Source organism: Rhodanobacter soli, assembly GCF_039523495.1.
Classification (GTDB): Bacteria; Pseudomonadota; Gammaproteobacteria; order Xanthomonadales; family Rhodanobacteraceae; genus Rhodanobacter; species Rhodanobacter soli.
The window spans coordinates 2207833-2233049 of sequence record NZ_BAAAFK010000001.1; the positions used below are offsets into that span (position 1 = coordinate 2207833).

Below are 25217 nucleotides of genomic sequence, written 5' to 3' on the forward strand. Positions count from 1 at the left end.
GGCAGACGACCTCCCGAACACCGTGTCAGGAGAACCCGATGCCAAACCGTACCCCCTTCCGCGTGTTCGGCCTTGCGCTTGGATTGTGCCTGCCCGGCCTGCCGGGTCACGCGCAGTCGGCCTCGCAATGGCAGGCGGCACAACTCGCCGCATCGCAGAAGTCCGAGCAGATCATGCACGAGGCCAACAAGCACAAGAGCCTGCTGGCCCAGTATCAGGTGATGCGCTATCCGTACGCCACCAACCCTGACCCCGCCTTCCACATCATTTTTGGCCAGTACCTGAGCTGGTACCAGACCTTCATCGGCGACTATCCGGATGCCGCGACCAGCTTCTCGATCAAGCAGCCGGCGCTGCCGGACGACCAGGCCTCACCGCTGGACAACCCCGACTACCGCGCCAGGCCGGCGCTGGAAGCGATTCCCGAGCTGGCCAGGAATTACCGTGCGGTGTTCTTCAACGAGGCACACAACATACCGCTCACCCGCACGCTGACCGTGCAGCTGCTGGGCAAGCTGCGCGCGGAAGGTTTCGACTATTTCGCCGCCGAGACGCTTTACCAGACCGATACCGGGCTGCAAGCGCGCGGCTACCCGATCGCCGACAGCGGTTTCTATACACAGGAACCGATCTGCGCCGAGATGGTGCGTACCGCCTTGAAGCTGGGCTTCAAGGTAGTCGCCTACGAAGCGCTCTCCGATGCCAGCGGCGATGCCCGCGAAGCCGAGCAGGCTCGCAACCTCTACGACCAGGTATTCAAGAACAATCCGAAGGCGCGACTGGTGGTCAACGCCGGTTACGCGCACATCCAGGAATCGGGCGTCTATCTGGGCGGTTCCACGATGGCCGAGCACCTGCACAAGCTCACCGGCATCGATCCGCTCACGGTGGAGCAGACCATGTTGTATCCCCATCCGTCGGCCAGCGACGACCACCCCGACTACGCCTCGGTGATGGGGAAACTGCAGCCCAAGGCACCGCTCGTGTTCGTGAACAAGAAGGGCCGGCCGTGGTCGCTGCGCCCAGGCTATGACGTCAGCGTGTTCTTCCCGCCACGGGAGATCAAACACGGCCGCCCCACCTGGCTCGATCTCGGTGGCAGCCGCAAGCCGTACCTCGTCGGAGGCGAACGGTGCAACCACACCTATCCGTGCATGGTCGAGGCGCGTTATGCCGACGAGAGCAGCGACGCGGTTCCCGCCGATCGCCTGGTACTCGACCCGATCCCGTTGAACGCCGTCACCAGCGACCGTATCAGCAACGGGCTGGTCGAACCCCACAGCGTGCTCTACCTGCGCCCCGGCAAGTACAAACTGACCTACACGGATGCGGATGCGCGCCGGCTCTTCGCCCGGGATGTCACCATCCGGGACAGCGATGCGGCCCGGCCATCCGACCTCGGCGATCCGCCTCAGCCGGTGCAGCCGGCAGAATCCACCACAACCCAGGGGGAATGACCCATATGACCCGATACGCGATACGGCCCGTGCTGGCCCTGACCTGTCTGCTGGCAACCTTCGCCGTCGCCGCCGCGAACGCATCCGGTCACGCCGATGACGGCCCCATGTTCGGCTTCAGCACCGCCGCAGCGACTGCCGAACAAGACCTCGAACGGCGCTTCGACGCCCAGCTCGATCCCGCCGAACTGCGTAGCTGGCTCAAGCAGATGTCGTCGCAGCCCAACCAGGTCGGCTCGCCGCACGACCGGGCGAATGCCGAATTCATGCTGGCGAAGTTCCGCGAATGGGGCTGGGATGCGCACATCGAGACCTTCAACGTGCTCTACCCCACGCCAAAGAAAGTGGCACTGGAACTGCTGGGGCCGAAGCCCTACACCGCCGTGCTGAAGGAGCCGGCCATCGCCGGCGATGCCACCTCCAGCCTCGCCGGCGCCCTGCCGCCCTACAACGTCTACGGCGCCGATGGCGACGTCAGCGCGCCGCTGGTCTACGCCAACTACGGCATGCCGGACGACTACAAGGCGCTGGCCCGGCGCGGCATCGACGTGCGCGGCAAGATCGTGCTCACCCGCTACGGCGGCGGCTGGCGCGGACTGAAACCGAAGCTCGCGCAGCAGCATGGCGCGGTCGGCTGCCTGATCTACTCCGATCCGCATGACGACGGCTACGCCGAAGGCAACGTCTACCCCGAAGGCGGCTGGCGTCCAGCGCAGGGCGTGCAGCGCGGTTCGGTGGCCGACATGCAGGTCTATCCCGGCGATCCGCTGACCCCCGGCACGGGTTCCACCGCGGGCGCCAGGCGCCTGCCGTTGAAGGACGCGGCGACCCTGCTGAAGATCCCGGTGCTGCCGATCTCCTATGCCGACGCCACCCCGCTGCTGCAGGCGTTGAGCGGTCCGGTGGCGCCGGCCGGCTGGCGCGGCGCACTGCCGCTGACCTACCACGTCGGTCCGAGCACGGCGAACGTGCACATGACCGTGCAATCGGACTGGGGCCAGCAGCCGGTCTACGACGTGATCGCCACGATCAAGGGCTCGATCGAGCCGGACCAGTGGATCGTGCGCGGCAACCACCATGACGGCTGGGTGTTCGGTGCCTGGGACCCGCTGGCCGGCAACATCGTGCTGATGGCCGAAGCCAAGGCCATCGGCGGCCTGCTCAAGCAGGGCTGGCGGCCGCAGCGCACCCTGGTCTACGCCAGCTGGGACGGGGAGGAACCGGGCCTGATCGGTTCCACCGAATGGGCCGAGACACACGCCGCCGAACTGCAGCAGAAGGCCGCGCTGTACGTCAATTCCGATACCAACGGCCGCGGCTTCCTTGGCGCCGGCGGCAGCCACTCGCTGCAGCACCTGGTCAACCAGGTGGCCGCCGGCGTGGCCGATCCGGAAACCCACGTCAGCGTGCGCGAACGCCTGCGCGCGCACATGCGGGTGGCTGGCAGCAACAAGGACGCCAAGCCGGAGGTCAAGACGATCGCCGAGCTGGCGGCGGCCGGCGGCGACCTGCCGATCGGGGCGCTCGGCTCGGGCTCCGACTACAGCGCATTCCTGGAGCATCTCGGCATCGCCTCGCTGGATCTCGGCTTCGGCGGCGAGGACGACAATGGCGGCATCTACCACTCGCGCTACGACTCGTTCGACCATTACGCGCGCTTCGGCGACCCAAGCTTCGAATACGGCGTGGCGCTGGCCAAGGTCGCCGGCCACGTCGTACTGCGCACCGCGAACGCAAACATGCTGCCACTGCGCTTCGGCGACTTCAGCCACACGCTCGACCGCTACGTCGGCGAACTGCACAAGCTGGTGGACAGCACCCGCAAGGCCACCGGGCAGCAGCACAAGCTGCTGGACAGCCATGCGTTCGCGCTCGACGCCGACCCGACCCGGCCGGTCGCCCCGCCCGCGCGCGATTCGGACATGCCGGCGATCGACCTCGTCCCGCTCGACCGGGCGGCGAAACAGCTCGCGCAAAGCGCCAAGGCCTACCAGGCCGCGTACGACAAGCGCGCCGCCGCCGGCTTCGACTTGGCAGCCGCACAGCGGCAGCAACTGGACCGCTTGATCGGCAGCATGGAGCAGCGCCTCATCGACCCGTCCGGTCTGCCCGGCCGCGCCTGGTTCAAACACATGATCTACGCCCCCGGCATGCTCACCGGCTACGAGGTGAAGACCGTGCCTGGCGTGCGCGAGGCACTGGAGTCGCGTCGATGGGACGAAGCCGATCATTACGCCGTGGACACCGCGAAGGTGCTTGACGGCTATCGTGCGCAGCTCGACCAACTGACCACGTTACTGAAGCGGTAATCGCAAGTTGCTGCGTCACGCTCGATCAGGAGGCAGCCCGTGCTCCGCGCCCCCTGACCGCTTGATTGCCCCCGACCCTGCTGATCGCTATAAATGGCACCGGGGACGCGGCTGCACGCAAGATGCAGCCGCGAAATCACGACCGGGGGAGTTCAGATGATGAACGTGCGACGCTGGATCGTTGCGGCCTTGCTCTTGCCGTTTGCCGCTGGGTTGCATGCCCAGCCGGTTTCGTTCGCCGAACTGGCGCGACACGCCCAGTACGAGAAAGTCAAGATTTCCCCGGACGGGCAGTATCTCGCGGCCACCGCCGTGGTGAAGGGGCAGACCGTGCTGGCCCTGATCCACCTGTCCGACATGAAGGGCAAGCTGCTTCGTCCGCGCGAGGAAAACGACGTCACCAATTTCTGGTGGGCGTCGTCCACGCGCGTGCTGTACTCGGTAGGCACCCGTGTCGGCGGTTACGATGCGCCGCTGGCGACCGGCGAACTGTTTGCGGTCAATGCCGATGGCAACGGCGCCGACACGCTTTACGGCTACCGCCGGCCCGGCATGAGTACCGGCTCGCACATCCAGCATGCCACGGCGGAATATGGCAGCGCCCGGTTCATCGCCACGATTCCAGACGACCCCAACCATGTGCTGGTGGCGATCAGCTCGTGGTCGGCAGACGGCAACGAGCTGAGCCTGCCGACCGCTTACCGCATGGACGTGCGCAACGGCAACAAGTACCGGCTCATCGTCGCGCCGCTGCGCGGCGCGCAATTCGTCGCGGACCACCAGGGCAGAATCCGTTTCGCCGTGGGCTGGGACAACGACGGCAACACCAAGGTCTACCTGCACCCGCTCGACGGCGACGGCTGGCAGCTGCTGCCGGAGGAAAGCAAAAACCGCTCGACCCCGATCGAGTTCGACCGCGACGACACGGCGGCCTATTTCACCTGCCCCGCGCCTGGTGCTTTCGGCATCTGCCGATGGGATCCGGCGAAGCAGTCCCAGACGGTCGTGTGGAGCAACCCCACCGTCGAACCGGACAATCTGCTGCAAGGCCTGGCCGACGACAGCATCCTCGGCGTGGGCTTCATGGACGGCCGTACCGGCACCGCGCTGTTCGACGGCCAATCGACCGACGCGCAGGTCTTGCTGACCCTTATGAAGCAATTCCCCGGCGAGAGCGTGCGCTTTGTCTCGGGTACGCGCGACGGCAGCCAGAGCGTGGTGCTGGTGGGCGCCGATGTCGACCCGGGAACGTTCCTGCTGTACGACGCGAAAACGCGCAAGCTCACGCCCCTGCTCGCCCGCATGTCGTGGATCAAGCCGGAACGGATGGCGTTCAAGCAACCGTTCGACTTCGCCGCGCGTGACGGCATGAAGTTGCACGGTTACCTGAGCCTCCCGCCCGGCCAGGAAAACGCGAAACACCTGCCGATGGTGGTGCTGGTTCACGGCGGGCCGTTTGGCATGCGCGACCGCTGGGAGTACGACACCCTCGTGCAGCCCCTGGCCACCCGCGGCTATGCCGTGTTGCAGGTGAACTATCGCGGCTCCGGCGGCTACGGCTATGACTACGAACATGCCGGCTGGCGCGAGTGGGGCGGCAAGATGCAGGACGACGTCACCGACGCCACCCGCTGGGCGATCGCACAAGGTATCGCCAACCCCCAGCACATCTGTATCTACGGTGCCAGCTACGGCGGCTACGCGGCGCTCGAGGGGGCGGTGAAAGAACCCGGCCTGTACAAGTGCGCAATCGGTTACGTGGGCATCTACGACCTGCCGTTGATGTACCACCGCGGCGACATCCCGCAGTCCAGCTACGGCGAGGAATACCTCAAGCGGCAACTGGGCGATGACGTGGCCGTACTGGCCCGGCACTCGCCGATCAACCAGCTGGATGCTCTCAAGGCCCATGTGATGCTGGTCGTCGGTGGCAAGGACCAGCGTGTGCCCCCGATCCAGGGACTCAGCCTGCACCAGGCGTTGACGGACCGGCACATCGCGCACGAATGGTTGTTCAAGCCTGATGAAATGCACGGGTTCTACGACGAGGCGCACAACACCGAGTTGTATACCCAACTGGTGCAGTTCCTCGGCACGAACATCGGTCCTGGCGTGACGAAATAACGACGGCGCGCATCGGGCGACGACTGCTCGACCATGCTCCTGCCCGCAAACCGGCAAGGGCATGGTGAGAAGGTTCATGCCGCATGCCCCGGTCGCGCTCACCCAACCAATGGGCTACACGCTTCCGTCCATGTTCTGGCAGAGTGCAACGATCTGTCGTCGGCCGTCCCAGGGGAATCCATCATGCGTGTATCCGTTCGGCTCTCATTTGCCACTCTGCTGGCGCTTGGCACGGCTGGCGCCATGGCATCGGCCACTACGGGCGACGTGGCGATCACCGCATCGCCATACGCCCGCGACACGGCCCAGCCGATCGACCAGGCGTACACGGCGCAGATCCTGAAGTTCACCACCGACCCTTCGTTCAACTCGCCGCTGACTGACTACCTGCCCGCCTCCGCCAGCGTACCCACGCCGGACAAGGTGCTCGGCCACATCGCCGGCGCACCGAACTACCTGCCGCATGTGGCCGACGTCCACCGCTACTTCCGCGCACTGGCCGCCGCCAGCCCGCGGGTGAAGGTATTCTCGATCGGCAAGAGCGAAGAAGGCCGCGAGATGATCGCGGTGGCGATTGCCGACGAAAGCCTGCTAGCCGACCTCGACGCGAACAAGGCGCGCCTGGCCAAACTGGCTGACCCGCGCCGCATCGGCATGGACGACGCCACTGCCGACCAGCTGATCGCGCAGTCCACGCCGGTCTACTACATCACCGGCGCCATCCATTCCACCGAGACCGGCTCGCCCACCGCGCTGATGGAACTGGCCTACCGCCTGGCGGTGGACGAGGCGCCGTACATCCAGCACATCCGCTCGCACGTGATCACCCTGATCACCCCGGTGGTCGAGGTCGACGGCCGCGACCGCATGGCCGACCTGTACAACTGGCACCTGGCGCATCCGGGCCAGAATTACCCGCGGCTGCTGTACTGGGGCCACTACGTGGCGCACGACAACAACCGCGACGCGATGGGGATGACGCTGAACCTCACCCGCAACGTGGCCGACACCTTCGTCGGCTGGCACGCACAGGTGCTGCACGATCTGCACGAGTCGGTGCCGTTCCTGTACGACAACACCGTAGGCGACGGCCCGTACAACGCGTGGATCGACCCGATCCTCACCGGCGAGTGGCAGCAGCTGGGCTGGGACAACGTGCAGCAGCTGACCCGGCTCGGCATGCCCGGCGTGTTCACCCACGGCGACTTCGACACCTGGAGTCCGGGCTACCTGATGTTCATCGCCGCCATGCACAACGGCATCAGCCGCCTGTACGAAACTTTCGGCAACGCCGGCGCCGACACCGTGCAGCGCATCCTCGACCCCGAGGAATACCAGCGCACCTGGTACAAGCCGAACCCGCCGCTGCCGACCGTGCTGTGGTCGCAGCGCAACAACAACAACTACCAGCAGACCGGCCTGCTCACCGCGCTGGCCTACTTCTCCGGCAACGGCCAGCAGTTCCTGAAGAACTTCTACCTGAAGAGCAAGCGCTCAATCGAGAAACCGCAGCAGGCCGGCCCCGCCGCCTACGTGTTTCCGGCCGACGACAAGCGCCCCGGTTCGCGCGCCCAGCTGTTGCGGATTCTGCAACTGCAGCACGCGGAGATCAGCCGCACCAGCGCGCCGGTCACGGTGGCGCTGCCGAAGCGGGACGATGACAAGAAGAAAGCCGCGACGCAGACCTTCCCCGCCGGCAGCTACGTCGTGCGCATGGACCAGCCGTATTCGCGCATCGTCGATACCCTGCTCGACCGCCAGTACTGGTCGCCGAAGGACCCGCAGCAGCACCCCTACGACGACACCGGCTGGTCGATGGGCGACCTGTTCGACGTGCAGGTGGTACGGGTGACCGACACCGCGATCCTCAAGGCGCCGATGAGCCTGCTCGACGGGCCGATCGCCGTGCCGCAGGGCCTGGCCGCGGTCGACATGCCGCAGGCGAAACTGCCGCGCATCGCGCTGATGCACACCTGGCTGAGCACCCAGACCGAAGGCTGGTGGCGCATGGCGCTGGACAAGCTGCAGGTGCCGTACGACTACATCAGCACCCAGGACGTGGCGAAGGCCGGCGACCTGCGCGCGAAGTACGACGTGATCCTGTTCGGTCCGATCGGCGACGCCAGCGCCCAGCAGATCATCGACGGCCAGCCGATGTGGGGCAAGCCGCTGCCCTGGAAGACCACCGCATTGACGCCGAACCTGGGCCACATCGACGCCACCGACGATATCCGCCCCGGGCTGAGCGAGAGCGGCGTCGCGAACCTCAAGCGATTCGTGCAGGCCGGCGGCCTACTGATCACCGCCGAGGACACGGCGAAGTTCGCCATCGATGTCGGTCTGGCGCCGGGCGTCTTCGTCACGAAAACCGACAAGCTGAAAGTCGTCGGCAGCGTGCTGCAGGCAAAATTCGCCGACCGCAGCAGCCCGATCGCCGCAGGCTACAGCCGCGACGAACTGGCGCTGTACAGCGCGGCCGGCCAGTCGTTCAAGGTATCCAACCTGGTCACCGGCGACCGTGGCCTGCCGACCGCGAAGGACTTCCAGCGCCCGACCGGACGCGGTGGCCCGCACGACACGGACACCCCCGAAGGCCGCGCTTCGATCGCTCCGGCCGCCCTGCCCGACGTCAAGCCATGGCAGCCGCTGCCGCTGAACGCCGAGCAGATGCGCAACAACCCGTGGGTGATCCCCGCCGACCAGCGCCCGCGGGTGATCCTGCGCTACGCCGACGCGAAGAACCTCTTGATCTCCGGCCTGCTCGACGGCGGCGACGAGATGGCCGAACGCGCCGCCGTGGTCGACGCCCGCTACGGCAAGGGCCACGTGCTGCTGTTCGCCAGCAACCCGATCTGGCGCGGTGAAACCATCGGCAGTTACCCGCTGGTGTTCAACGCGATCGTCAACTTCGACAAGCTGGATACGCCGCCGGCGAAACCCTGAGGCCGGCGACGAACCCGCCCGGTTATTTCGACGCCGGCGCAGCCGGCTTCACCGGCGGCTTCATCATGGCATCGCGCGCGGCCTTGAACGGGCTGCCGGCATACCACTGCGGCCACACTCCCGCAAGGCTGAGGTGCTGGCCCAACTCATACAGCGCCTGGGTATCCGCGAGGATGCCCTGCAGGTCCCAGTGCGGATCGAACACGTCGTTCGTCGTGTGATAGCGGTGCGCCGTATAGTCGTCGGCCGCCTTCTGGCCGGCAGCCCTGCCGCCATCGAGCAGGTCGAGACCCGAACTGGCCAGCATCGCCGGCACGCCGGCCCGCGCAAAGTTGAAATGATCGGAACGGAAGTAGAAGCCGTTCTCCGGCGTGACCTCCGGCGAGATCACCCGGCCCTGCTTGCGCAACACGCCGGCAAGCATGTCCTCCAGCTCGGACTGGCCCTTGCCGATCACCGTCATGTCGCGTGCAGGGCCGATGACCGGCAACGCGTCGACGGCGATGTCGGCCACCGTGCGATTCAGCGGGAACACCGGCTTCGCCGCGTAGTACTGCGAACCGAGCAAGCCCGATTCCTCCAGCGTCGGCATGAAGAACAGCACGCTGCGCTCGGGCGGCCGCGCCTGGTGCGCGAACGCGCCGGCGATCTGCAGCAACATGCTCAGACCGGTGCCGTTGTCGATCGCGCCCGCATAGACCTGGTGGCCCTTGCGGGTCGGGTCGGTGCCCAGGTGGTCCCAGTGCGCGGTGTAGACCACCACCTCGTCGGGCTTGTCGCTGCCTTCAACCATCGCCACCACGTTCTTCGACTCGATGTGGCCGATCTTGTTGTGCAGGGTGATCGAGACCGTCGCGTGCAACGGCACCGGCTCGAAGCCCGGCCTCGCCGCGGCCCGTTCGAGTTCAGCGAAATCGAGGCCGGCTGCGGCGAACAGCCGGGTGGCCGCGTCGCGCGTCAGCCAGCCGGCCACCGGCAACCGCGGCGACGGATCGACACTGCCCGGCAGGCTCAGCTGCGGCCCGACCGAACCGTTCTGCAACACGCTCCACGGATAGCCGGCCGCGGCATCGCTGGTGTGCACGATGAAGCAGGCGGCAGCGCCCTGCAGCGCGGCCTCCGCATACTTGTACGGCCAACGGCCGTACCAGGTCATCGCACGGCCGTCGAACAGCTTCGGGTCGCGGCTGGCGAAGCCGGGGTCGTTGACCAGCACGATCACCGTCTTGCCCTTCACGTCGACACCCCGATAGTCGTTCCAGTGCCACGTGGGCGCGTCCGCGCCGTAACCGAGGAACACCACCGGCGAGTCCTTCAGCGCGACCTCGGGTTTCGCCTGCAGGGTCTGCGCCACCATGTCGGTGCGGTACGCCAGCTTCAGCGGCTTGCCGCGAGCGGTGACGTCCAGGGTGACGTCGGTATTCAGCAGCAAGGTGGAATCGGCCGGCACGGTCTGGTACCAGGAGCCGTGGTTGCCCGGCTGCAAACCCATCCGCTTGAACTCAGCCACCAGGAAATCGGTGGTGCGCTGCGCGCCGACCGTGCCGGGCTTGCGCCCGCCGAACGCGTCGGAACTGAGCGCCTTGTCGAAGCGCGCGAAATCGGCGGCGTTGATCGACGGCGCCCGTTCCACCTCCGGTCCCGTTGCCGCCTGCAGCGGAAACGCGATCAGGCCCAGGGCGGCCAGCAAGACGGAACTCCTGATGCGCATCGGAACGCTCCCATCGGTGGAATCGGTCACCTTTGTAACGCGCCCCCACCCGGCTGTCCACGCTGCGGGCCCCGTCCACGATCGCCGGTTACGGGGACAAACACGGAATGCTGCGGCCCCCAGCACTGTGATGTTGCCGCCATCGCAAGGACCGCAGGCCATCATGCGCCGCACGACGCTCAGTTGCGCATGCCGACGCCAAAAAGGCTGACCCGGTTGCGCCCCTCGTGCTTGGCCCGATACAGGGCGCGATCGGCATCGATCATCAGCTGCCGCAACTCATAATCGGAGTCGGCCGCGTTGGCCACGCCGAAGCTGGCCGAGATCGGGATGCCGGGCGCGTCTTTGGCGCCCGAAACGGCGGCGATCGCCGCGCGCATCTGCTCGACCCTCACCAGCACGTTGTCCAGCGTGCATTCGGGCAACAACATGCCGAACTCCTCCCCGCCGAGACGGCCGAACACGTCGGTGGAGCGCAGGTGCGCCTGGCAGGCATCGACCGCGCGCCTGAGCACCCGGTCGCCCACCGCATGTCCATGGGTGTCGTTGACCAGCTTGAAGTGATCCAGGTCGATCAGCACCAGGCAGACATCGCGCGCCGATTTGCGGCAATAACGCAACAGCCGCTCGGCCTCATTGACGAAGTGCTGCCGGTTGAAGATGCCGGTAAGGCCGTCGCGCCGCGCCAGCCGCATGAAGCGCAATTGCGAACGCTTGATCCGGTATGTCCACAGCGCAATGGATGCCAGCACCAGCAGCAGCAACGCGATGTACAAGCGGCTGGTTTCCACCGCCTTGCTGTCCAGCTCTCCCTGCAGGGTAAGAATCTTGTTCTTCTTGTCGAGCTCATCGATCTGCAGCTTTTTTGCCAGCACCTGCTGCTTGACGATTTGATAAGCGAGTGCTTTCGCGCTGAGCCGACTCAGGTAGCCATCGTGGGCTACGACGTATTTTTCAAGGTTTGCCATGGCACCATGGCTGTTGCCTACTTTCTTGTCGACTTCGTAAAGCACTTGATAGGCGTTGGCCGTCGATTCCGAATACAGCCTGTTGGCATTTGTCGCCAAGGCATCATTGGCAAATTTCGCTGCCAAGGCGAGATCGCCACTCTTCTGGTAAGCCCTGGCCAACGTAGCCTCGAACTGGGAAATCTGGGGCGGAAAGCCTGCACGCAACACCTTGGGATAGCTCCCTTGCAGCACATGGATCGCCGACTCAGGGCGACCCTGCCGCATCTCGAAGCTCGCCAGCAAATACTGGAAACTGAGGGAGAAAAGCGTATTGCCTGCCTTGCCGCATGCTTCCGCACCCTCGTGAAGTTGATCGACGGACAGCTGTGCGCCGCCACTTTCAAACAACGCATCCGACCTGTAGAACCAGCCTCGGCATGCATTTGGTGCGTCGGTACTTTCCTTGATTATTTGATCGGCATAGCGAACGGACGCATCGTATTGGCCCGCCTCCTTGTACAACTGCGCCGCGACACCGAGCCCTTGCATGCGGACGCCGTTTTCCTTCATGGTCGGCAGTTGGTCCAGCAATGGATTGAGCCTGGTGAAAGCCTCCTCGTATCGGGATTCGGCCACCAAGAGGTCAATCACCGTGGCACCGGCACGAAAAGCCAGAACGGGGTCCGCAGTTTGATCGGCAATCGCTGTCAACGACGGCAGGGCTTCGTCGTAGTTGCCTGCAAAGGCGACCTGTCGGGCCATAAGGTAACGTCGATGCAGCTTCTGCTCGGGTGAGAGCCGCATCGCGACTTGATCAAGTCGGCCCATGAGCTCGTTGAACTCGGCACGATCGGAGGGCTGGGCGCTTTCAGCCTGTCTCAGCAACTGCGCAGGATCGTTGGATGCAGGCACAGTCGCAGCAACTGCACTCGCAACAGACAAGAGCAGAAATGCGCAAGAGGAGAACATCCGTCTGTATCTGCCCACCTGGTTCATGAGCTATCCAGTGGTCACAGGCCCAAGAACGGCAAGTCGTGAAGCCAGACCTTTAATCCCCACCCTTTCTCTTATCATTTTCCTTGTCCTTGTCGTTCTTCTTCTCCTCACCATCTTCGCAGCTGCCGTCACATTCCTCCTGTTCCTCGTCTGGCTTGGCAGGGTTAATCAGGCAACAGAAGGGATCCTGTCCCAGCAACGCCTGCAATCCCTGTTCATCCCTGGCAAGGATCGCCACGCGCAACTCCGGATCAATCTCGGCACTGGACAGCGCAAGCCCCACTTCATCCTGCGATGCATGACGCAATTGCGCGTCCTGTCCCATTCTTTCCAGAAAATCGATCACATCGAACATCGGTCATCCCCCCTTGTCGGGATGATTGAGAGCTGGCGACCCGATGAAGGCCGCATCAATCCGTCTTGCAAGTCTTATCCCCACTACACCCCTACACGTGGCCCACTGCAAGCAGTAAACCTTGGCCCGCCCCAACGAACCGAAAATACACCTTTCCCCGACGGCGCACACAGCGAACCGGTTTTTCCTAGCCAGTCATCGGTAACCCCAGGCCGTCACCGGTTCCGCTGGAGACTCTCCCCAGTGCAAAACCCGTTGCCCGGGATTATCGGCACATTCGGCCCGTCGATCTCGCCCTCAGGCGGATGACGCTTCTGCCACCGAACCTTTCAAATAGCCCCAACCACGACTTGATCTGGCGCTGAAAGCCGCGCCAAACCTTGTGATCGACCTGCGTAGGGTGAACTGGCGACGCCACCATCACATCAGCCCTGCCTGCGTCGACCTGTGGCGGCGTGCAGAACGACAGCTGTTCAATCCGGGCAGGCCGGCAGACAAACGGAAACGGGGGTCACCGCACTCCTTCTGTCGCCACGCCAACAGCGCTCAGGCACGGTTTTTCACGACCGTCGCTCACGTTGATCCGGTTACGACCCTCACGCTTGGCCTGGTACAGCGCGTCGTCGGCAGCCACCAGCAGTTCGCGCAGCTCATAGCCGACATGTGTCGTGGAGGTCACGCCGAAACTGGCGGAAATGGGCACGTCAGGCACCTCGCCACCCTTCGTCGCCGTGGAGATGGCGCGCCGGATCAGTTCGACCCGGGCCAGCACCTGCTGCAGCGTGCAGTCGGGCAGCACGATGCCGAATTCTTCGCCACCGAGTCGACCGAAGATATCGGAGGAACGCAGATGCGCCTGGCAGGCCGTGACGGCGCGCTTGAGTACACGATCACCCACCGCATGACCATGGGTGTCGTTGACGGCCTTGAAATGATCCAGGTCGAGCAGCACCAGGCAGGCCTCGCGCGACGACTTCCTGCAGTACTTCAGCTGCAGCTCGACCTCATTGACGAAATGCTGCCGGTTGTAGATGCCGGTGAGACCGTCACGCCTCGCCAGTTTCATGAAACGCAGCTGCGAACGCTTGATGCGGTAGGTCCAGAAGGCGATGAATGCCAGCACAGTCATCAGCAGAATGATGTACAGCCGGCTTGTTTCAGTCGCCTTCCTGTCGAGAGTCTGTTGCAGCTGCAGGATTTCGTTCCGCTTGCTCAATGTGTCTAACTGCAGTTTTTTAGCTAAGAGTTGCTGCTGGACGATCTGGAAGGCGAGTGCCCTGGTACCCACCTCATCCAGCCAGCCCTTATTTGACGTCATATAGCGCTCATGATGATCAAGAGCGGCCTGCAGGTTTCCCTGTCGCTTGGCAATAAGATAGAGAACGCGCTCGGCAGTACTCATGGATTCCGAATACTTGTTTCCAGCGCTTCGAGCAACAACCTGGAGTGCCGATTGCTTCGATGAAGTGACCTGGCCAGCGCCTAAATATGCCTCAGCCAATAACGCATCAACCTGTGAGAGCAGCCACGAGTAACCGCTTCTCTGTACAGCGTCGTAATTGCTCTTCAAAAGCGTAATTGCCTTCTCAGAATGACCTCGTTGCAATGCCATTCTCGCCAAATACAGGCGAATGCCATTGGCATAAAGATCGTCGCCCACCTTCTGGCAAAGATCTATGCCTTGCTGGAACTGCACGTCAATTCCGTCCAGCCTGCCCGCCTTGTAAAGTGCCGCCAGTTTCGCGTAGCCGGCTTTACATATCCAATCGTTCGGCTGCTGTGTTTCACTGGAAAGCTGGTCAGCATAATTCCAGGCAAGGTCGTATTGCCCCGACTCTTGGTAGAGGAGCGCAGCGACGGTGAGCACCAAGGCACGCGCATCTGGGTCGGAAATTGTATGTAGCTGCGACAGCAGCAAGTTTAAGCGCCGGAATGCATCCTCGTAGCGGGAACGCTCTGCAAGAGAGTTCACCATGAAGGAACCAGTTTTAAAGCGTAAAACTGAGTCCTGCGAATGGTTCAACACCATATCGGCCAACCGATCCGATGTCGCATAGTCGCCCACGTAAGCCGCCTGCCACGCCTGGAGATAATGCAGATACTCCTGCTGCTCGGGCGGCAGCTTCGCAGCCTGCTTGTCGAGGCGCTGCAAGAGTTCCAGGAACCTGTCGTGGTTCTGTGTTCTGCTGCTATCAGCCTCCTTGAGCAGGGAAGCACTTTGGTCAACAGCCGGGAGTACGATCGCATAGGCAGTACTCCCGGATAGTCCGAACAGTAACCACCCCACAATCACCATCCAGCGATTCGTTGCGGACGCGAGCATTGACTTAACCAATCAACTCCGCAGCAGTCAACGCGGCGCGGCTGGTTTCGTCCTCGCGCTCAGGAGTTTCGCCGCCGTCTTCATCCTCCTGCTCTTCCTGCTCCTCGGCGGGCGCGAGCATCGCGCAATGCACCGCAATGCCGAGCAATGCCTCCAATGCCGATGAGTCCTTGGAGAGGATCGCATTCTGCAGAATCGAATCCAGCCCCGTGCTTGCCATTACATGCTCAAGCTCATTGCCCGATGCCCGGCTCAGCTGTGCGTCCTGCCCCATCCGTTCAAGAAATTCGACAACATCCGACATATGCAATTCCCCCGACTGTTGTTGGCTTCGTCAGCGTCCCGGGGAATGCGGCCTCGCTGACGTCTTGCGCCAGCGAGGCCATTCCGACTCAGGCACGCCGCTCTTCGTAGTGTTCATCTTCGTCGTTGATCCCAGGAACCAGCAAGCACCGTACCTGCGCGGGAACCAACAAGCAGCATACATTCTGTGCCCCCACCAGCGCTGTCAATCGTTGCTGATCCCTGGCCAGCACAGCTTGCTTGATATCCTGATCCAGCTGGCTATTGACCAGCATGTGCTGCATCTCCCCGTTCGAAGCGTAGCGCAGATTGGCATCCTGCCCGATGGTTTCCAGGAAATCGATGATATTGGACATGGCGTTCTCTCCTCGAGTGTACGGTTGGTTGGAATACGCAGGCCGCCCGGCCATCGAAACGGGATAAGCCCGTCCGATTACCGGCAACTGCAAGCCTGCGCCAAACCATCCTAGGGACGCCGCCAACGCCAACCTGTCTACCTGCTCACAGAATATCCACTTGGGCCGTAGCCTCCGCCCGATCCAGTTCGGCCAGACGCGCACGGATTTCCGTATTCGGCTGCAGCGGGCCTGCAGGAGGCACGACCACCGTATCCTCCATCTCGACCTTCGCCTGCGGCAGGTCGCGCAGCTTCACCCGCTCGATGCGCGCCTGCTGGATCGGCAAGGTGGCACTGCGGTAGATGGTGATCTCGTGATCGAGCGGGTAGTCGCGCGCCAGCACGTCGACCAGCACCTGCTTGTACGCGGGGCCCGTCGAGAAACGGGCCAGCGACTGATCGCCCACCAGGCCCACTTGCCACAGCACCAGATAGGCGGTCGGGTCGATCCGGCGCCGGTAGAACAGCAGCTGGCTGGCCTCGAAATGCTGGCAGCCGTAACGGCCCGGGTCGATGCCGAGGTCCGCGTAGAGGCAGTCCTCGGCGGAAATGCCCGGCTCCATATGCGCGGGATAGCCCTCGCTGCGGGCTACCTCGATCGACTTGTGCGGTGCCCAGGCGAATACGCCAGGATGACCGTAGAACACCCCGCACACCCGCTTGCCCGCGCGCACCTCGGTGAGGATCGCCTCGACCATCTCACGGTAGGTCTGCATGCGCGATTTGCCTTCGCGGTAATACGGCTGCAGGCTGCGCACGTCCGCATGCATCTTGTTCAGCCACAGCTCGACGATGCCGTCGGAGAGCCCGGCGAACACCACGTCCGCCTGTTCGATATGGCTGCGCGCCAGCGGGCCGAGGTGCGAGCCCAGGGTCATACCTAGGCCCACGCAGACCAGGCTTCCGGGTGAACGTGCTGCATCCATGGTGATCGCTCGTCTTGGCAGGAGGTGAGCGGCATTATTCACCCGCTTTGAACGTCTGCGCCAGTTCAGCGGTTCGAGATCGGATCGGACTTTACCGGGAATGCCTCCATCAGCGGGCGGATCAGGTCCAGCGGCAGCGGGAACACGATGGTCGAGGACTTGCCGTTGTTGGACATGTCGGCCAGCGTCTGCAGGTAGCGCAGCTGCAAAGCCTGCGGCTGCTGCGACAGCATCGCGGCGGCATCGCGCAGTTTCTCGGCAGCCTGCATTTCACCCTCGGCGTGGATCACCTTGGCGCGGCGTTCGCGCTCGGCCTCGGCCTGGCGGGCGATCGCGCGCACCATGGTCTCGTTGAGGTCGACGTCCTTGATCTCCACGTTGGCGACCTTGATGCCCCACGGGTCGGTGGCCTCGTCGAGGATGGTCTGCAAGGTGTGGTTGATCGAATCGCGTTGCGACAGGATCTCGTCCAGCTCGTGCTGGCCCAGCACCGAGCGCAGCCGGGTCTGCGCGAGCTGGCTGGTCGCCTGCAGGAAATTCTCCACCTGCAACACGGACTTGTCGGGTTCCACCACCCGAAAATAGACCACCGCATTCACGCGCACCGAGACGTTGTCGCGCGAGATCACGTCCTGCGGCGGCACGTCCATCACCGTCACGCGCAGGTCGACCCGAATCATCCGCTGCACGAACGGCACCAGCAGCACCAGTCCGGGGCCCTTGGTCCCGGTGTAGCGGCCCAGGGTCAGGATCACTCCGCGCTGGTACTCGGGCAGGATCTTCACCGCGGAGAACAGCAGCAGCGCGCCAAGAATTATCAGTACACCGACGAATCCGAACATGATCATCTCCTGCCTTTCATGAAATGGCCGCGCCGGGTCATGCCGGCTCGACCCGCAACAGCAACCCCTGCCGCGACACCACGCGCACCCGCGCACCGGCCGGCAATGCGGTATCGCAACGCGCGCGCCAGCGTTCGCCGCGCACCATCATCCAGGCCTCACCGCCGGCTTCCACCGGCTCCAGCAGTTCACCGACGTCCATCTGCATCGCCGCATCGCCGGTGACCTGATGGGCGCGGCGCGAACGGAATACCAGCCACACGATCAGCGCCAGCAACCCCGCCGCGCACGCCGCGATACCGGCGATGACGCCGAGATTGACGCCATAACCGGGCACCCCGGTATTCATCAGCATCACCGAGCCCACCACGAACGAGACCAGTCCGCCGGCGCCGAACGCGCCCACGCTGGGATTGACCGCCTCCGCCACCAGCAAACCGACACCCAGCGCCATCAAGGCCAGCCCGGCGTAGTTCACCGGCAGCAGTTGCAACGCGTACAGGCCCACCAACAGGCAGATGCCGCCGGCGATGCCCGGCAACATGGCACCGGGATGCATCGCCTCCAGGGCCAGGCCGAAGATGCCGCCCAGCAGCAGCAGGTAGGCGATGGTCGGATTGGTGATGATCGCCAGGAAGCGCGTGCGCGCACCGGGCGCATACTCGTGCACCGACGCGCCCTTGAGCTGCAGCGTGACGTCGCGATCGCGTACCTGCACCTTGCGCCCGTCCGCCTTGGCCAGCAGGTCGGCCACGTCCGCTGCCACGAAGTCGATCACATGCCGCTGCGCAGCCTCGCTGGCGGTCAGCGTGGCCGCGCCGCGCACTGCCTGTTCGGCCCACTGCGCGTTGCGCCCGCGCAACTGCGCCAGCGAGCGGATATAGGCGATCGCATCGTTCATGACCTTGTGCGATTCGGCGTCGTCGCCTGCTGCCGCCTGGTCTTTCGCAGCGGAACCCGCCGGCGCCGGCTGGTCGCCGGTTTTCGGCAGCGGCATCGGTGTGGTGCCACCCAGCTGCACCGGCGTTGCCGCGCCCAAGTGGGTGGCCGGCGCCATCGCGGCGACCTGCCCGGCATACAGGATGTACGTGCCGGCCGACGCCGCCCGCGCCCCGCCCGGAGCGACATACACCAGCACCGGCACCTCGCTGGACAACATGCTGGTGATGATCTGCCGCATCGAGTCGGCCAGCCCGCCGGGCGTATCCAGCCGCAGCACGATCGCCACCGCGCCATCGGCCACCGCGCGTTTCGAGGCGTCGTCGAAGTACTCCGCGGCGGCCGGGCCGATCGGGCCATCCAGCGTGATCTGCGCCACCATGCCATGGGTCGCCGTGCGGCCGGCAACCACTGGTTCGACGGCAGACGCCGCCTGCACCGGCAACGTCCAAAGGACCGCCACACAGACCAGCCACAGCCAACGCATCATCTCACCGACCTCCGCATGACATCAGCGACGATACCGTCACTGTAACCCGGTCGGCGTTCAAAAACCGATCGCCGACCGGTTCAGCGCAACCAGGATCTGGCCGGTGCACAATGATTCATCGAAAGCCGCCTCCCCATCGCTGCGAGGAACAAGCCATGCCGAAGGTCAATGTCGCCCAGGTTCCCGAGCACCGAGGCTCGGACTATCCGGCGCCTTACGGAGAACCCGTCAGCGGGCGCATCCGACAGGCGCTGGGCCGTGCCGGCGGCCTGACCGATTTCGGCGTCAACCTGACGCACCTGCCGCCGGGCGCGTGGTCGAGCCAGCGCCACTGGCACAGCCGTGAGGAGGAATTCGTCTATGTGCTGGCCGGCGAACTGACCCTGGTCACCGAAGCCGGCGAGCAGTTGCTGCGCGCCGGCGATGGTGCGGCATTTCCGAAAAACGTGCCCGATGGCCACCACATGATCAACCGCGGCAAAGAAACAGCCGTCTATCTCGACATCGGCACCCGCTGCGACGACGACACCTGCCATTACTCGGACATCGACCTGCACCTGAAACCGGGATCCGCCGAATACACGCACAAGGACGGAACAGCATACCGTTGAGTAATCAGTTGCCTCTCTGGGGGCGCCCCGGCGGCGCATTCACGTCGCTTACGCCCATGGTCGGCGTGCTCATGCTGTAGGGCGACGAGGAGCATTTCACCTCGGTATGTGCATTCTCGCGACACGCACCCTGCCCCAAGGTCTTGAGATAGGTCACGTACTCATATTCAGAGAGACGATGATCATGATCCAGGTCGTACTGTCCAAAATTCGCACGCAGACCACTCAGCTCCTTCGGCACCTCGGAGCGGCCGATACTGCCGTCACCATTTTTGTCGACATTGGCGAAGTAAAGCGGGGAATTCTTGGCATTCTCCGGCGTAATGTTCTGTGCCACGGCGAAATCGGAGGTCACCAAACCAGCAGTCATCGAGATCAGGCAAAACGTCACGAACCCGTAATTCTTCATGTAATGATTTCCCTGGCAGACTGAATCCATCGAAAGAGAGCCTGGCTGGACCCTTCGAAAACTGAAAATCGCGGTCCGCCGGTTGCCATGATGGATGATGCGCAACGCACCACACAACTGCCCCGACTCGCGCCCACGGCAATGCGATCGCGATTCTGCGGGGCAGCTGCAAAACACCTTCTGCCTCGATGCCGGATGACCAAGTCAGCCAAGCGACTTCCTCGCTGTCGACGAGAGGCATGCAGCAAGGAACCAAGCGCTTCACCCCGACGGCACCGGCAAGGGCCAGCGTGCAAGCACTTGATAATCCGCCTGGCCGGGAATGCTGTGAACCAGGGCGATCCCATCCATCCGCCATGCCACCGGTTCGATCGGGGTGACTTCCAGCAGTGCCGCATGGCTGTAGGCGACCGTGACATGCGGCGTAAAGCTGCGTGCGACATGGCGGCCCTGCCCGGCCAGCACCAGCGCATGGCGCAGATCCTGCCATAACTGTTGCAGCGGTTCGGGTACGCTCGAGCTGCGCAAGATGCACGGCGGTTGCCGGCCATGGAAGCTGGCCGCCTCATGCAGCACCCAATCAAACGGCACCATGTGCAGCTTGCCCGCGGCAGTCACGGCCGCGTCGACCACATCCTGCCGCAGCAGTGCGTGATCGCCGAGAAAATGCAGCGTGGCGTGATAGCGCGCCGGGTTGACCCAGCGCGCGCGCAGACCAGGATGGCTGGCCTTGAGTGCCTGCGCCGCCTGCGCCAGCCGTGCACGCGTCGCGGCGTCCGGCAGCAACGCGAAGAACAACCGGTGCACTTCGGCAGGCCGGGCATCGGCTGCTCCGAACAGGTCGAGCTGGGGCTGGTCGGAAGGCGTGGGTCGAATGGCCATCGCTGCGGTTCGCAAGCTGGGCGCGCGAGTCTACCCGGCCGTGTCCGCCGGCGCCGGATGCAGGTTCTGCCCGGTCAGCTGCGTGCGGATCGCGCGCAGCTTGGCCTTGATCTTCGCCGCGTTGGCGGGCCCCACGCGCAACAGCAGCTTCTGCCCGGTCGAGCGCGACTCCAGCGCGGGATCGGTATAGACGTAGAACGCCTTCGAGCGCACCAGGGTCGGCGGCTGGGTTGGTTGCGGCGCGGCCAGCAGGTCGTCGATCACCACGATCAGGCGGTCGTTGAAATAGCCCTTCGGGTAGCCCAGTTGCCGGTACGCTTGCTGGAACAGCGGATAGGCGTGCACGTACCAGGCCACCAGCGCCTGCGGGTCGACGGCATCGACGATCTGCATGTACGGCGCATAGCGGGCGTAGTTGCGTTCGCCGAGCATGACGGAGCCAGTGGCCTCATCGACGATGAACGCACCCTTCGGCACACGCGCCGGTAGCGTGAACATAGCCAGTCCATCGTGACGCGGCAGCGCATCGACGGTCGCCACGATGCGCGCGATGACCTGCTGGCGCACCAGTAGCGAGGACAGATCGTTGCCGCCGGCCAGCGCGGCGAGTGCGGCGACCACGCTGGCGTCGCTGTCGTCCAGCGCCGGCAATGCGCTGGTGGAAGCCGTCGCCGGCGCGATTTGCGCCTGTTCGATCGGGTGCTGGATCGGTGCACTGGCGGCACTCGCGGCGGCCGATGCGGATGCAGCGGGTGCGACCGTCGGTGGTGTGTCGGCATGCATCGCCTTGCGTGCCAGGTACGCGCCCGCCACCACGATAGCCAACACCACCACCACCGCCCCGATCCAGCTACCTGTCGATGCCTGTCTGCTCACGATCTCTCCCGTTCTGCCATCGAATGCCTGGTTGGACTTGTCCACGCCCTGTTCGTTCATCCGGCCCGATCGAGTCGGCCTGGCCGCAGCGTACCGACATTGCAGGTAAGCTGGCCATGCTTCCACTTCTCCCAGCGCCTCGCGGCGAATGCCGCTACGCGCTCCCTGCCCACGTTTCATCCCGCTTGCCGATGGCCGGGACGATGCCCTACGGGAGGTGCCCATGCCGGGCTATACCACGCGCGAACTCATGGTCCGCCTCGGCGGCCACGATTACCGCATCCGCGCACTCAGCGATCTGCAGCAATTCGCCGACCCGCACCATCTGGCCAACCGCATTGGCATCTCGTCGGCGCTGTGGAGCCTGTTCGGGCAGGTATGGCCGGCCGGTCGGGTACTGGCCGAGGCGATGGCCACTCACGACATCGTCGGCAAGCGCATCCTGGAACTCGGTTGCGGGCTGGGCCTGTCCAGCCTGGTACTGCAGCAGCGCCGTGCCGACATCACCGCCAGCGACCATCACCCGCTGGCCGAATCGTTCCTGAGCTACAACGCCACGCAGAACCAGCTGGCGGCCATCGTCTATCGCGACCTGCGCTGGGAAGTGCCCGACGTCACGCTGGGGCGCTTCGACCTGATCATCGGCAGCGACATTCTTTACGAAAGCGGCCACGCGGACCTGCTCGCGGCGATGGTCTCGCGCCATGCGCTGCCCGACGCCGAGGTGCTGGTCACCGATCCGGGCCGCGGCAACAGCGCGCCGTTCACCCGCGCGCTGGTCGGCCAGGGCTTCGCCGTCACCGAACTGCGCAGCCGTTTCGACGCAGCCGACGTCGCGCCGTTCCGCGGCCGCCTGCTCAGCTACCGGCGCGGCGCCGTGATGGCGAACGGTATGCCGACGCGGCCCCATTGAGTCGTTTTTGATAACAACCGTGTCACGTGCCCGCAACACGGTTGCTACAAGGATGGATACTGCTCGCCCGCCTTGCCCGCGCGGTACGCACGAGCTCCCGAGAACGCCGTCCGCGCGAGTGATGCCACGCCGCGGAACACGGAGGGAGACCTCATGAAAACCCGATGCGTATTCAGCACACCCGACCTGGCCGCGGCACGCGCCGCGATGGCCGCAGCACGCGCGGCCGGTATCGACGACGCCGACATCTCGCTGGTTGCCCGCGAGGACATCGAGCTGGAAAAGATCCCTGACCATCTGATGCAGGGACGCAATGACTTCTACCCCGCCGCCGTGCGTGGCGGCCTGTGCGGCGGCGGCACCGGCCTGCTGCTCGGACTCATCGCGGTTGCCGTGCCGCCATTGGGCGTGACGCTGGCCGGCGCTGCGGCGATGACCGTCGCCGGCGCCGCGTTCGGCACCTGCATCGGCGAGATGGTCGGCTTCGAGGTGCCGGACGTGGTCAGCCGCAAGTTCAAGGACGAGATCGCAGCCGGTCGCATCCTGGTGGTGATCGACGCCAGCAAGGACAAGCTCGGTGTGGCCGAGCCCGCTGTCGCGCGCACCGGTGCCACGCTGCTGCCGTTCCACGCGCATACCGCGCTGACCTGAGCCGGCTCAGGCTTTCAGCCGGTAGCCGCTGCGAAAGATCCACCACACCGCGGCCAGGCAGGCTGCGAGGAACACCAGGGTCATCCCCACGCTGACGCCCACGCCGACGTCGGCGACGCCGTAGAAGCTCCAGCGGAAGCCACTGATCAGGTAGACCACCGGATTGAACAGGGTGACCTTCTGCCAGATCGGCGGCAGCATGTGGATCGAGTAGAAGCTGCCGCCCAGAAACGTCAACGGCGTCACCACCAGCAGCGGCACCAGCTGCAGCTTCTCGAAGTTGTCCGCCCAGATGCCGATGATGAAGCCGAACAGACTGAAGGTCAGCGCAGTAAGCAGCAGGAACGCCAGCATCCACAGCGGATGCTCGATCTGGAACGGCACGAACAGCCGCGCGGTGACCAGGATGATCAGGCCGAGGATGATCGACTTGCTCGCCGCCGCGCCCACGTAGCCGGCGACGATCTCGAACGGCGACACCGGCGCCGACAGGATCTCGTAGATCGTGCCCACGAACTTCGGAAAGTAGATGCCGAACGAGGCGTTGGAAATGCTCTGCGTCAGCAGCGACAGCATGATCAGGCCCGGCACGATGAAGGCGCCGTAGCTGACCCCGTCGATCCCGTTCATGTGCGAGCCGATCGCCGCACCGAACACCACGAAGTACAGCGAGGTGGAGATCACCGGCGAGACGATGCTCTGCAACAGGGTGCGCCAGGTGCGCGCCATCTCGAAGCGGTAGATGGCGCGGATCGCGTAAATATTCATGTGCGCTCCCTCACCAGGCTGACGAAGATGTCTTCCAGCGAACTCTGGCTGGTCTGGAGGTCCTTGAAGTCGATGCCCGCCTCGCCAAGCCGGCGCAGCAGCACGTCGATGCCGGTGCGCTCGCCTTGGGCGTCGAAGGTATAGACCAGTGCGTTGCCGTCGGCCGACAGCTCCAGCGGATCATCGGCCAGCGCGGCGGGAATGCTTGCCAGCGGGTTCTGCAGGTGCAAGGTCAGCTGCTTGCGGCCGAGCTTGTTCATCAGCTCGGCCTTGTCCTCGACCAGGATCAATTCCCCCTTGTGGATCACCCCGATGCGATCGGCCATCTCCTCGGCTTCCTCGATGTAGTGGGTGGTCAGGATGATGGTGACGCCGGTGGCACGCAGTGCGCGCACCATCGCCCACATGTCGCGGCGCAGCTCCACATCGACGCCGGCGGTGGGCTCGTCCAGGAACAGGATCTGCGGCTCGTGCGACAGCGCCTTGGCGATCATCACGCGACGCTTCATGCCGCCGGACAGGGTGATCAGCTTGCTGTCCTTCTTGTTCCACAGCGAGAGATCCTTCAGCACCTTCTCGATGTGCGCCGGGTTCGCCGGTTTGCCGAACAGCCCGCGGCTGAAACTGACCGTGTTCCACACGGTCTCGAATGCGTCGGTGGTCAGCTCCTGCGGCACCAGGCCGATCTTCGCGCGCGCCGCACGGTAGTCGCGCACCACGTCGTGACCGTCGGCCAGCACCGTGCCCTCACTGGGGTTGACGATGCCGCAAACGATGCTGATCAGAGTGGTCTTGCCGGCGCCGTTGGGGCCCAGCAGGGCAAAGATCTCGCCTCGACGGATCTCCAGATCGATCTTCTTCAGCGCCTGGAATCCGGAGGCATAGGTCTTGCTGAGTTGGCTGACGGCGATGATCGGCTGCACGCGATTTCCTCGGCATGGGGCGGCGGCGGGGAGCGCCGATGGTATGCCCATCCGCGCCGTGGCAGCCAGCCCGACGCCAGCATGCTTGCCGCGACCTTCCCTCGACGACGCAACCGTTG

At 64.5% G+C, this 25217-nt stretch carries 21 protein-coding genes; 7 read left to right on the forward strand and 14 right to left on the reverse strand.

Annotation, left to right across the window (positions count from 1 at the left end; all coding sequences use genetic code 11):
• Positions 1–38 precede the first annotated feature (38 nt).
• From ABD024_RS10120 to ABD024_RS10135, 4 genes are all read left to right on the forward strand, one after another.
• Positions 39–1457 carry a hypothetical protein gene (locus tag ABD024_RS10120; protein ID WP_343852181.1) on the forward strand — a complete coding sequence of 473 codons (1419 nt, stop codon included), beginning with the start codon at positions 39–41 and terminating at the stop codon, positions 1455–1457.
• A 5-nt stretch (positions 1458–1462) separates the two neighbouring features.
• The gene (locus tag ABD024_RS10125) at positions 1463–3766 is read left to right on the forward strand and encodes a transferrin receptor-like dimerization domain-containing protein (protein WP_343852183.1); all 2304 of its coding nucleotides are present in this window, start codon (positions 1463–1465) and stop codon (positions 3764–3766) included.
• A gap of 156 nt (positions 3767–3922) precedes the next feature.
• The gene (locus ABD024_RS10130; RefSeq protein WP_343852185.1) at positions 3923–5890 is read left to right on the forward strand and encodes an alpha/beta hydrolase family protein; all 1968 of its coding nucleotides are present in this window, start codon (positions 3923–3925) and stop codon (positions 5888–5890) included.
• 243 nt (positions 5891–6133) lie between these two features.
• Positions 6134–8833 carry a M14 family zinc carboxypeptidase gene (locus ABD024_RS10135; protein WP_343852187.1) on the forward strand — a complete coding sequence of 900 codons (2700 nt, stop codon included), beginning with the start codon at positions 6134–6136 and terminating at the stop codon, positions 8831–8833.
• Positions 8834–8855: 22 nt separating this feature from the next.
• Here ABD024_RS10135 and ABD024_RS10140 read toward each other — a convergent pair whose 3' ends face one another.
• The 9 genes from ABD024_RS10140 to ABD024_RS10180 form a co-directional block, all read right to left on the reverse strand.
• On the reverse strand, positions 8856–10523 hold the full coding sequence (locus ABD024_RS10140) for a M28 family peptidase (protein WP_343852189.1): 1668 nt from the start codon (positions 10521–10523) through the stop codon (positions 8856–8858).
• Between the two features lie 200 nt (positions 10524–10723).
• Positions 10724–12490: a tetratricopeptide repeat-containing diguanylate cyclase gene (locus ABD024_RS10145; protein ID WP_343852191.1), complete on the reverse strand. Its 1767-nt coding sequence runs from the start codon at positions 12488–12490 to the stop codon at positions 10724–10726.
• A 52-nt stretch (positions 12491–12542) separates the two neighbouring features.
• Positions 12543–12845: a hypothetical protein gene (locus ABD024_RS10150; RefSeq protein WP_343852193.1), complete on the reverse strand. Its 303-nt coding sequence runs from the start codon at positions 12843–12845 to the stop codon at positions 12543–12545.
• Between the two features lie 511 nt (positions 12846–13356).
• Positions 13357–15141 (reverse strand): tetratricopeptide repeat-containing diguanylate cyclase, encoded by a 1785-nt coding sequence (locus ABD024_RS10155; RefSeq protein WP_343852196.1) that lies wholly within the window; start codon positions 15139–15141, stop codon positions 13357–13359.
• Positions 15142–15172: 31 nt separating this feature from the next.
• Positions 15173–15472, reverse strand: a complete 300-nt coding sequence (locus tag ABD024_RS10160; RefSeq protein WP_343852198.1) for a hypothetical protein — start codon at positions 15470–15472, stop codon at positions 15173–15175.
• A gap of 88 nt (positions 15473–15560) precedes the next feature.
• Entirely contained in the window at positions 15561–15827 is a 267-nt protein-coding gene (locus ABD024_RS10165) for a hypothetical protein (RefSeq protein ID WP_343852200.1), read from the reverse strand.
• Positions 15828–15972: 145 nt separating this feature from the next.
• Entirely contained in the window at positions 15973–16794 is an 822-nt protein-coding gene (locus tag ABD024_RS10170) for an SAM-dependent methyltransferase (RefSeq protein WP_343852202.1), read from the reverse strand.
• A 65-nt stretch (positions 16795–16859) separates the two neighbouring features.
• Positions 16860–17636, reverse strand: a complete 777-nt coding sequence (locus ABD024_RS10175) for a slipin family protein (RefSeq protein WP_343852204.1) — start codon at positions 17634–17636, stop codon at positions 16860–16862.
• A 37-nt stretch (positions 17637–17673) separates the two neighbouring features.
• The gene (locus ABD024_RS10180; RefSeq protein ID WP_343852206.1) at positions 17674–19065 is read right to left on the reverse strand and encodes an NfeD family protein; all 1392 of its coding nucleotides are present in this window, start codon (positions 19063–19065) and stop codon (positions 17674–17676) included.
• A gap of 155 nt (positions 19066–19220) precedes the next feature.
• Here ABD024_RS10180 and ABD024_RS10185 point away from each other — a divergent pair, with 155 nt between their 5' ends.
• Entirely contained in the window at positions 19221–19676 is a 456-nt protein-coding gene (locus ABD024_RS10185; RefSeq protein WP_343852208.1) for a cupin domain-containing protein, read from the forward strand.
• 4 nt (positions 19677–19680) lie between these two features.
• On the opposite strand, the gene ABD024_RS10190 is transcribed toward ABD024_RS10185, so the two are convergent.
• The 3 genes from ABD024_RS10190 to ABD024_RS10200 form a co-directional block, all read right to left on the reverse strand.
• Positions 19681–20085: an EF-hand domain-containing protein gene (locus ABD024_RS10190; RefSeq protein WP_343852210.1), complete on the reverse strand. Its 405-nt coding sequence runs from the start codon at positions 20083–20085 to the stop codon at positions 19681–19683.
• Positions 20086–20346: 261 nt separating this feature from the next.
• Positions 20347–20967 carry an RNA 2',3'-cyclic phosphodiesterase gene (gene thpR, locus ABD024_RS10195; RefSeq protein ID WP_343852212.1) on the reverse strand — a complete coding sequence of 207 codons (621 nt, stop codon included), beginning with the start codon at positions 20965–20967 and terminating at the stop codon, positions 20347–20349.
• Positions 20968–20997: 30 nt separating this feature from the next.
• Positions 20998–21843, reverse strand: a complete 846-nt coding sequence (locus ABD024_RS10200; RefSeq protein WP_343852214.1) for a DUF3014 domain-containing protein — start codon at positions 21841–21843, stop codon at positions 20998–21000.
• Between the two features lie 223 nt (positions 21844–22066).
• Between ABD024_RS10200 and ABD024_RS10205 the strand changes: the two genes are divergently transcribed.
• A complete protein-coding gene (locus tag ABD024_RS10205) occupies positions 22067–22756 on the forward strand; it encodes a class I SAM-dependent methyltransferase (protein WP_343852216.1) in 690 nt (229 codons plus the stop codon).
• A 153-nt stretch (positions 22757–22909) separates the two neighbouring features.
• A complete protein-coding gene (locus ABD024_RS10210) occupies positions 22910–23407 on the forward strand; it encodes a hypothetical protein (RefSeq protein ID WP_343852218.1) in 498 nt (165 codons plus the stop codon).
• Between the two features lie 6 nt (positions 23408–23413).
• Here the strand turns inward: ABD024_RS10210 and ABD024_RS10215 are convergent, their stop codons facing one another.
• Both ABD024_RS10215 and ABD024_RS10220 read right to left on the reverse strand, forming a co-directional pair.
• Positions 23414–24175, reverse strand: coding sequence for an ABC transporter permease (locus tag ABD024_RS10215; protein ID WP_343852220.1), 762 nt, complete (start codon positions 24173–24175; stop codon positions 23414–23416).
• Positions 24172–25098 (reverse strand): ABC transporter ATP-binding protein, encoded by a 927-nt coding sequence (locus tag ABD024_RS10220; RefSeq protein ID WP_343852222.1) that lies wholly within the window; start codon positions 25096–25098, stop codon positions 24172–24174. The genes ABD024_RS10215 and ABD024_RS10220 overlap by 4 nt, the downstream gene beginning before the upstream one ends.
• Positions 25099–25217 lie beyond the last annotated feature (119 nt).

Bases quoted from the DNA above. Each gene is read 5' to 3' on its own strand.
- ABD024_RS10165 (WP_343852200.1), bottom strand. From the start codon at position 15,827: ATGTCCAATATCATCGATTTCCTGGAAACCATCGGGCAGGATGCCAAT.
- ABD024_RS10215 (WP_343852220.1), bottom strand. From the start codon at position 24,175: ATGAATATTTACGCGATCCGCGCCATCTACCGCTTCGAGATGGCGCGC.
- ABD024_RS10125 (WP_343852183.1), top strand. From the start codon at position 1,463: ATGACCCGATACGCGATACGGCCCGTGCTGGCCCTGACCTGTCTGCTG.
- ABD024_RS10120 (WP_343852181.1), top strand. From the start codon at position 39: ATGCCAAACCGTACCCCCTTCCGCGTGTTCGGCCTTGCGCTTGGATTG.
- ABD024_RS10185 (WP_343852208.1), top strand. From the start codon at position 19,221: ATGCCGAAGGTCAATGTCGCCCAGGTTCCCGAGCACCGAGGCTCGGAC.
- ABD024_RS10150 (WP_343852193.1), bottom strand. From the start codon at position 12,845: ATGTTCGATGTGATCGATTTTCTGGAAAGAATGGGACAGGACGCGCAA.
- ABD024_RS10170 (WP_343852202.1), bottom strand. From the start codon at position 16,794: ATGGATGCAGCACGTTCACCCGGAAGCCTGGTCTGCGTGGGCCTAGGT.
- ABD024_RS10210 (WP_343852218.1), top strand. From the start codon at position 22,910: ATGAAAACCCGATGCGTATTCAGCACACCCGACCTGGCCGCGGCACGC.
- thpR (WP_343852212.1), bottom strand. From the start codon at position 20,967: ATGGCCATTCGACCCACGCCTTCCGACCAGCCCCAGCTCGACCTGTTC.
- ABD024_RS10175 (WP_343852204.1), bottom strand. From the start codon at position 17,636: ATGTTCGGATTCGTCGGTGTACTGATAATTCTTGGCGCGCTGCTGCTG.
- ABD024_RS10180 (WP_343852206.1), bottom strand. From the start codon at position 19,065: ATGATGCGTTGGCTGTGGCTGGTCTGTGTGGCGGTCCTTTGGACGTTG.
- ABD024_RS10205 (WP_343852216.1), top strand. From the start codon at position 22,067: ATGCCGGGCTATACCACGCGCGAACTCATGGTCCGCCTCGGCGGCCAC.
- ABD024_RS10160 (WP_343852198.1), bottom strand. From the start codon at position 15,472: ATGTCGGATGTTGTCGAATTTCTTGAACGGATGGGGCAGGACGCACAG.
- ABD024_RS10155 (WP_343852196.1), bottom strand. From the start codon at position 15,141: ATGGTGATTGTGGGGTGGTTACTGTTCGGACTATCCGGGAGTACTGCC.
- ABD024_RS10190 (WP_343852210.1), bottom strand. From the start codon at position 20,085: ATGAAGAATTACGGGTTCGTGACGTTTTGCCTGATCTCGATGACTGCT.
- ABD024_RS10130 (WP_343852185.1), top strand. From the start codon at position 3,923: ATGATGAACGTGCGACGCTGGATCGTTGCGGCCTTGCTCTTGCCGTTT.
- ABD024_RS10135 (WP_343852187.1), top strand. From the start codon at position 6,134: ATGGCATCGGCCACTACGGGCGACGTGGCGATCACCGCATCGCCATAC.
- ABD024_RS10145 (WP_343852191.1), bottom strand. From the start codon at position 12,490: ATGAACCAGGTGGGCAGATACAGACGGATGTTCTCCTCTTGCGCATTT.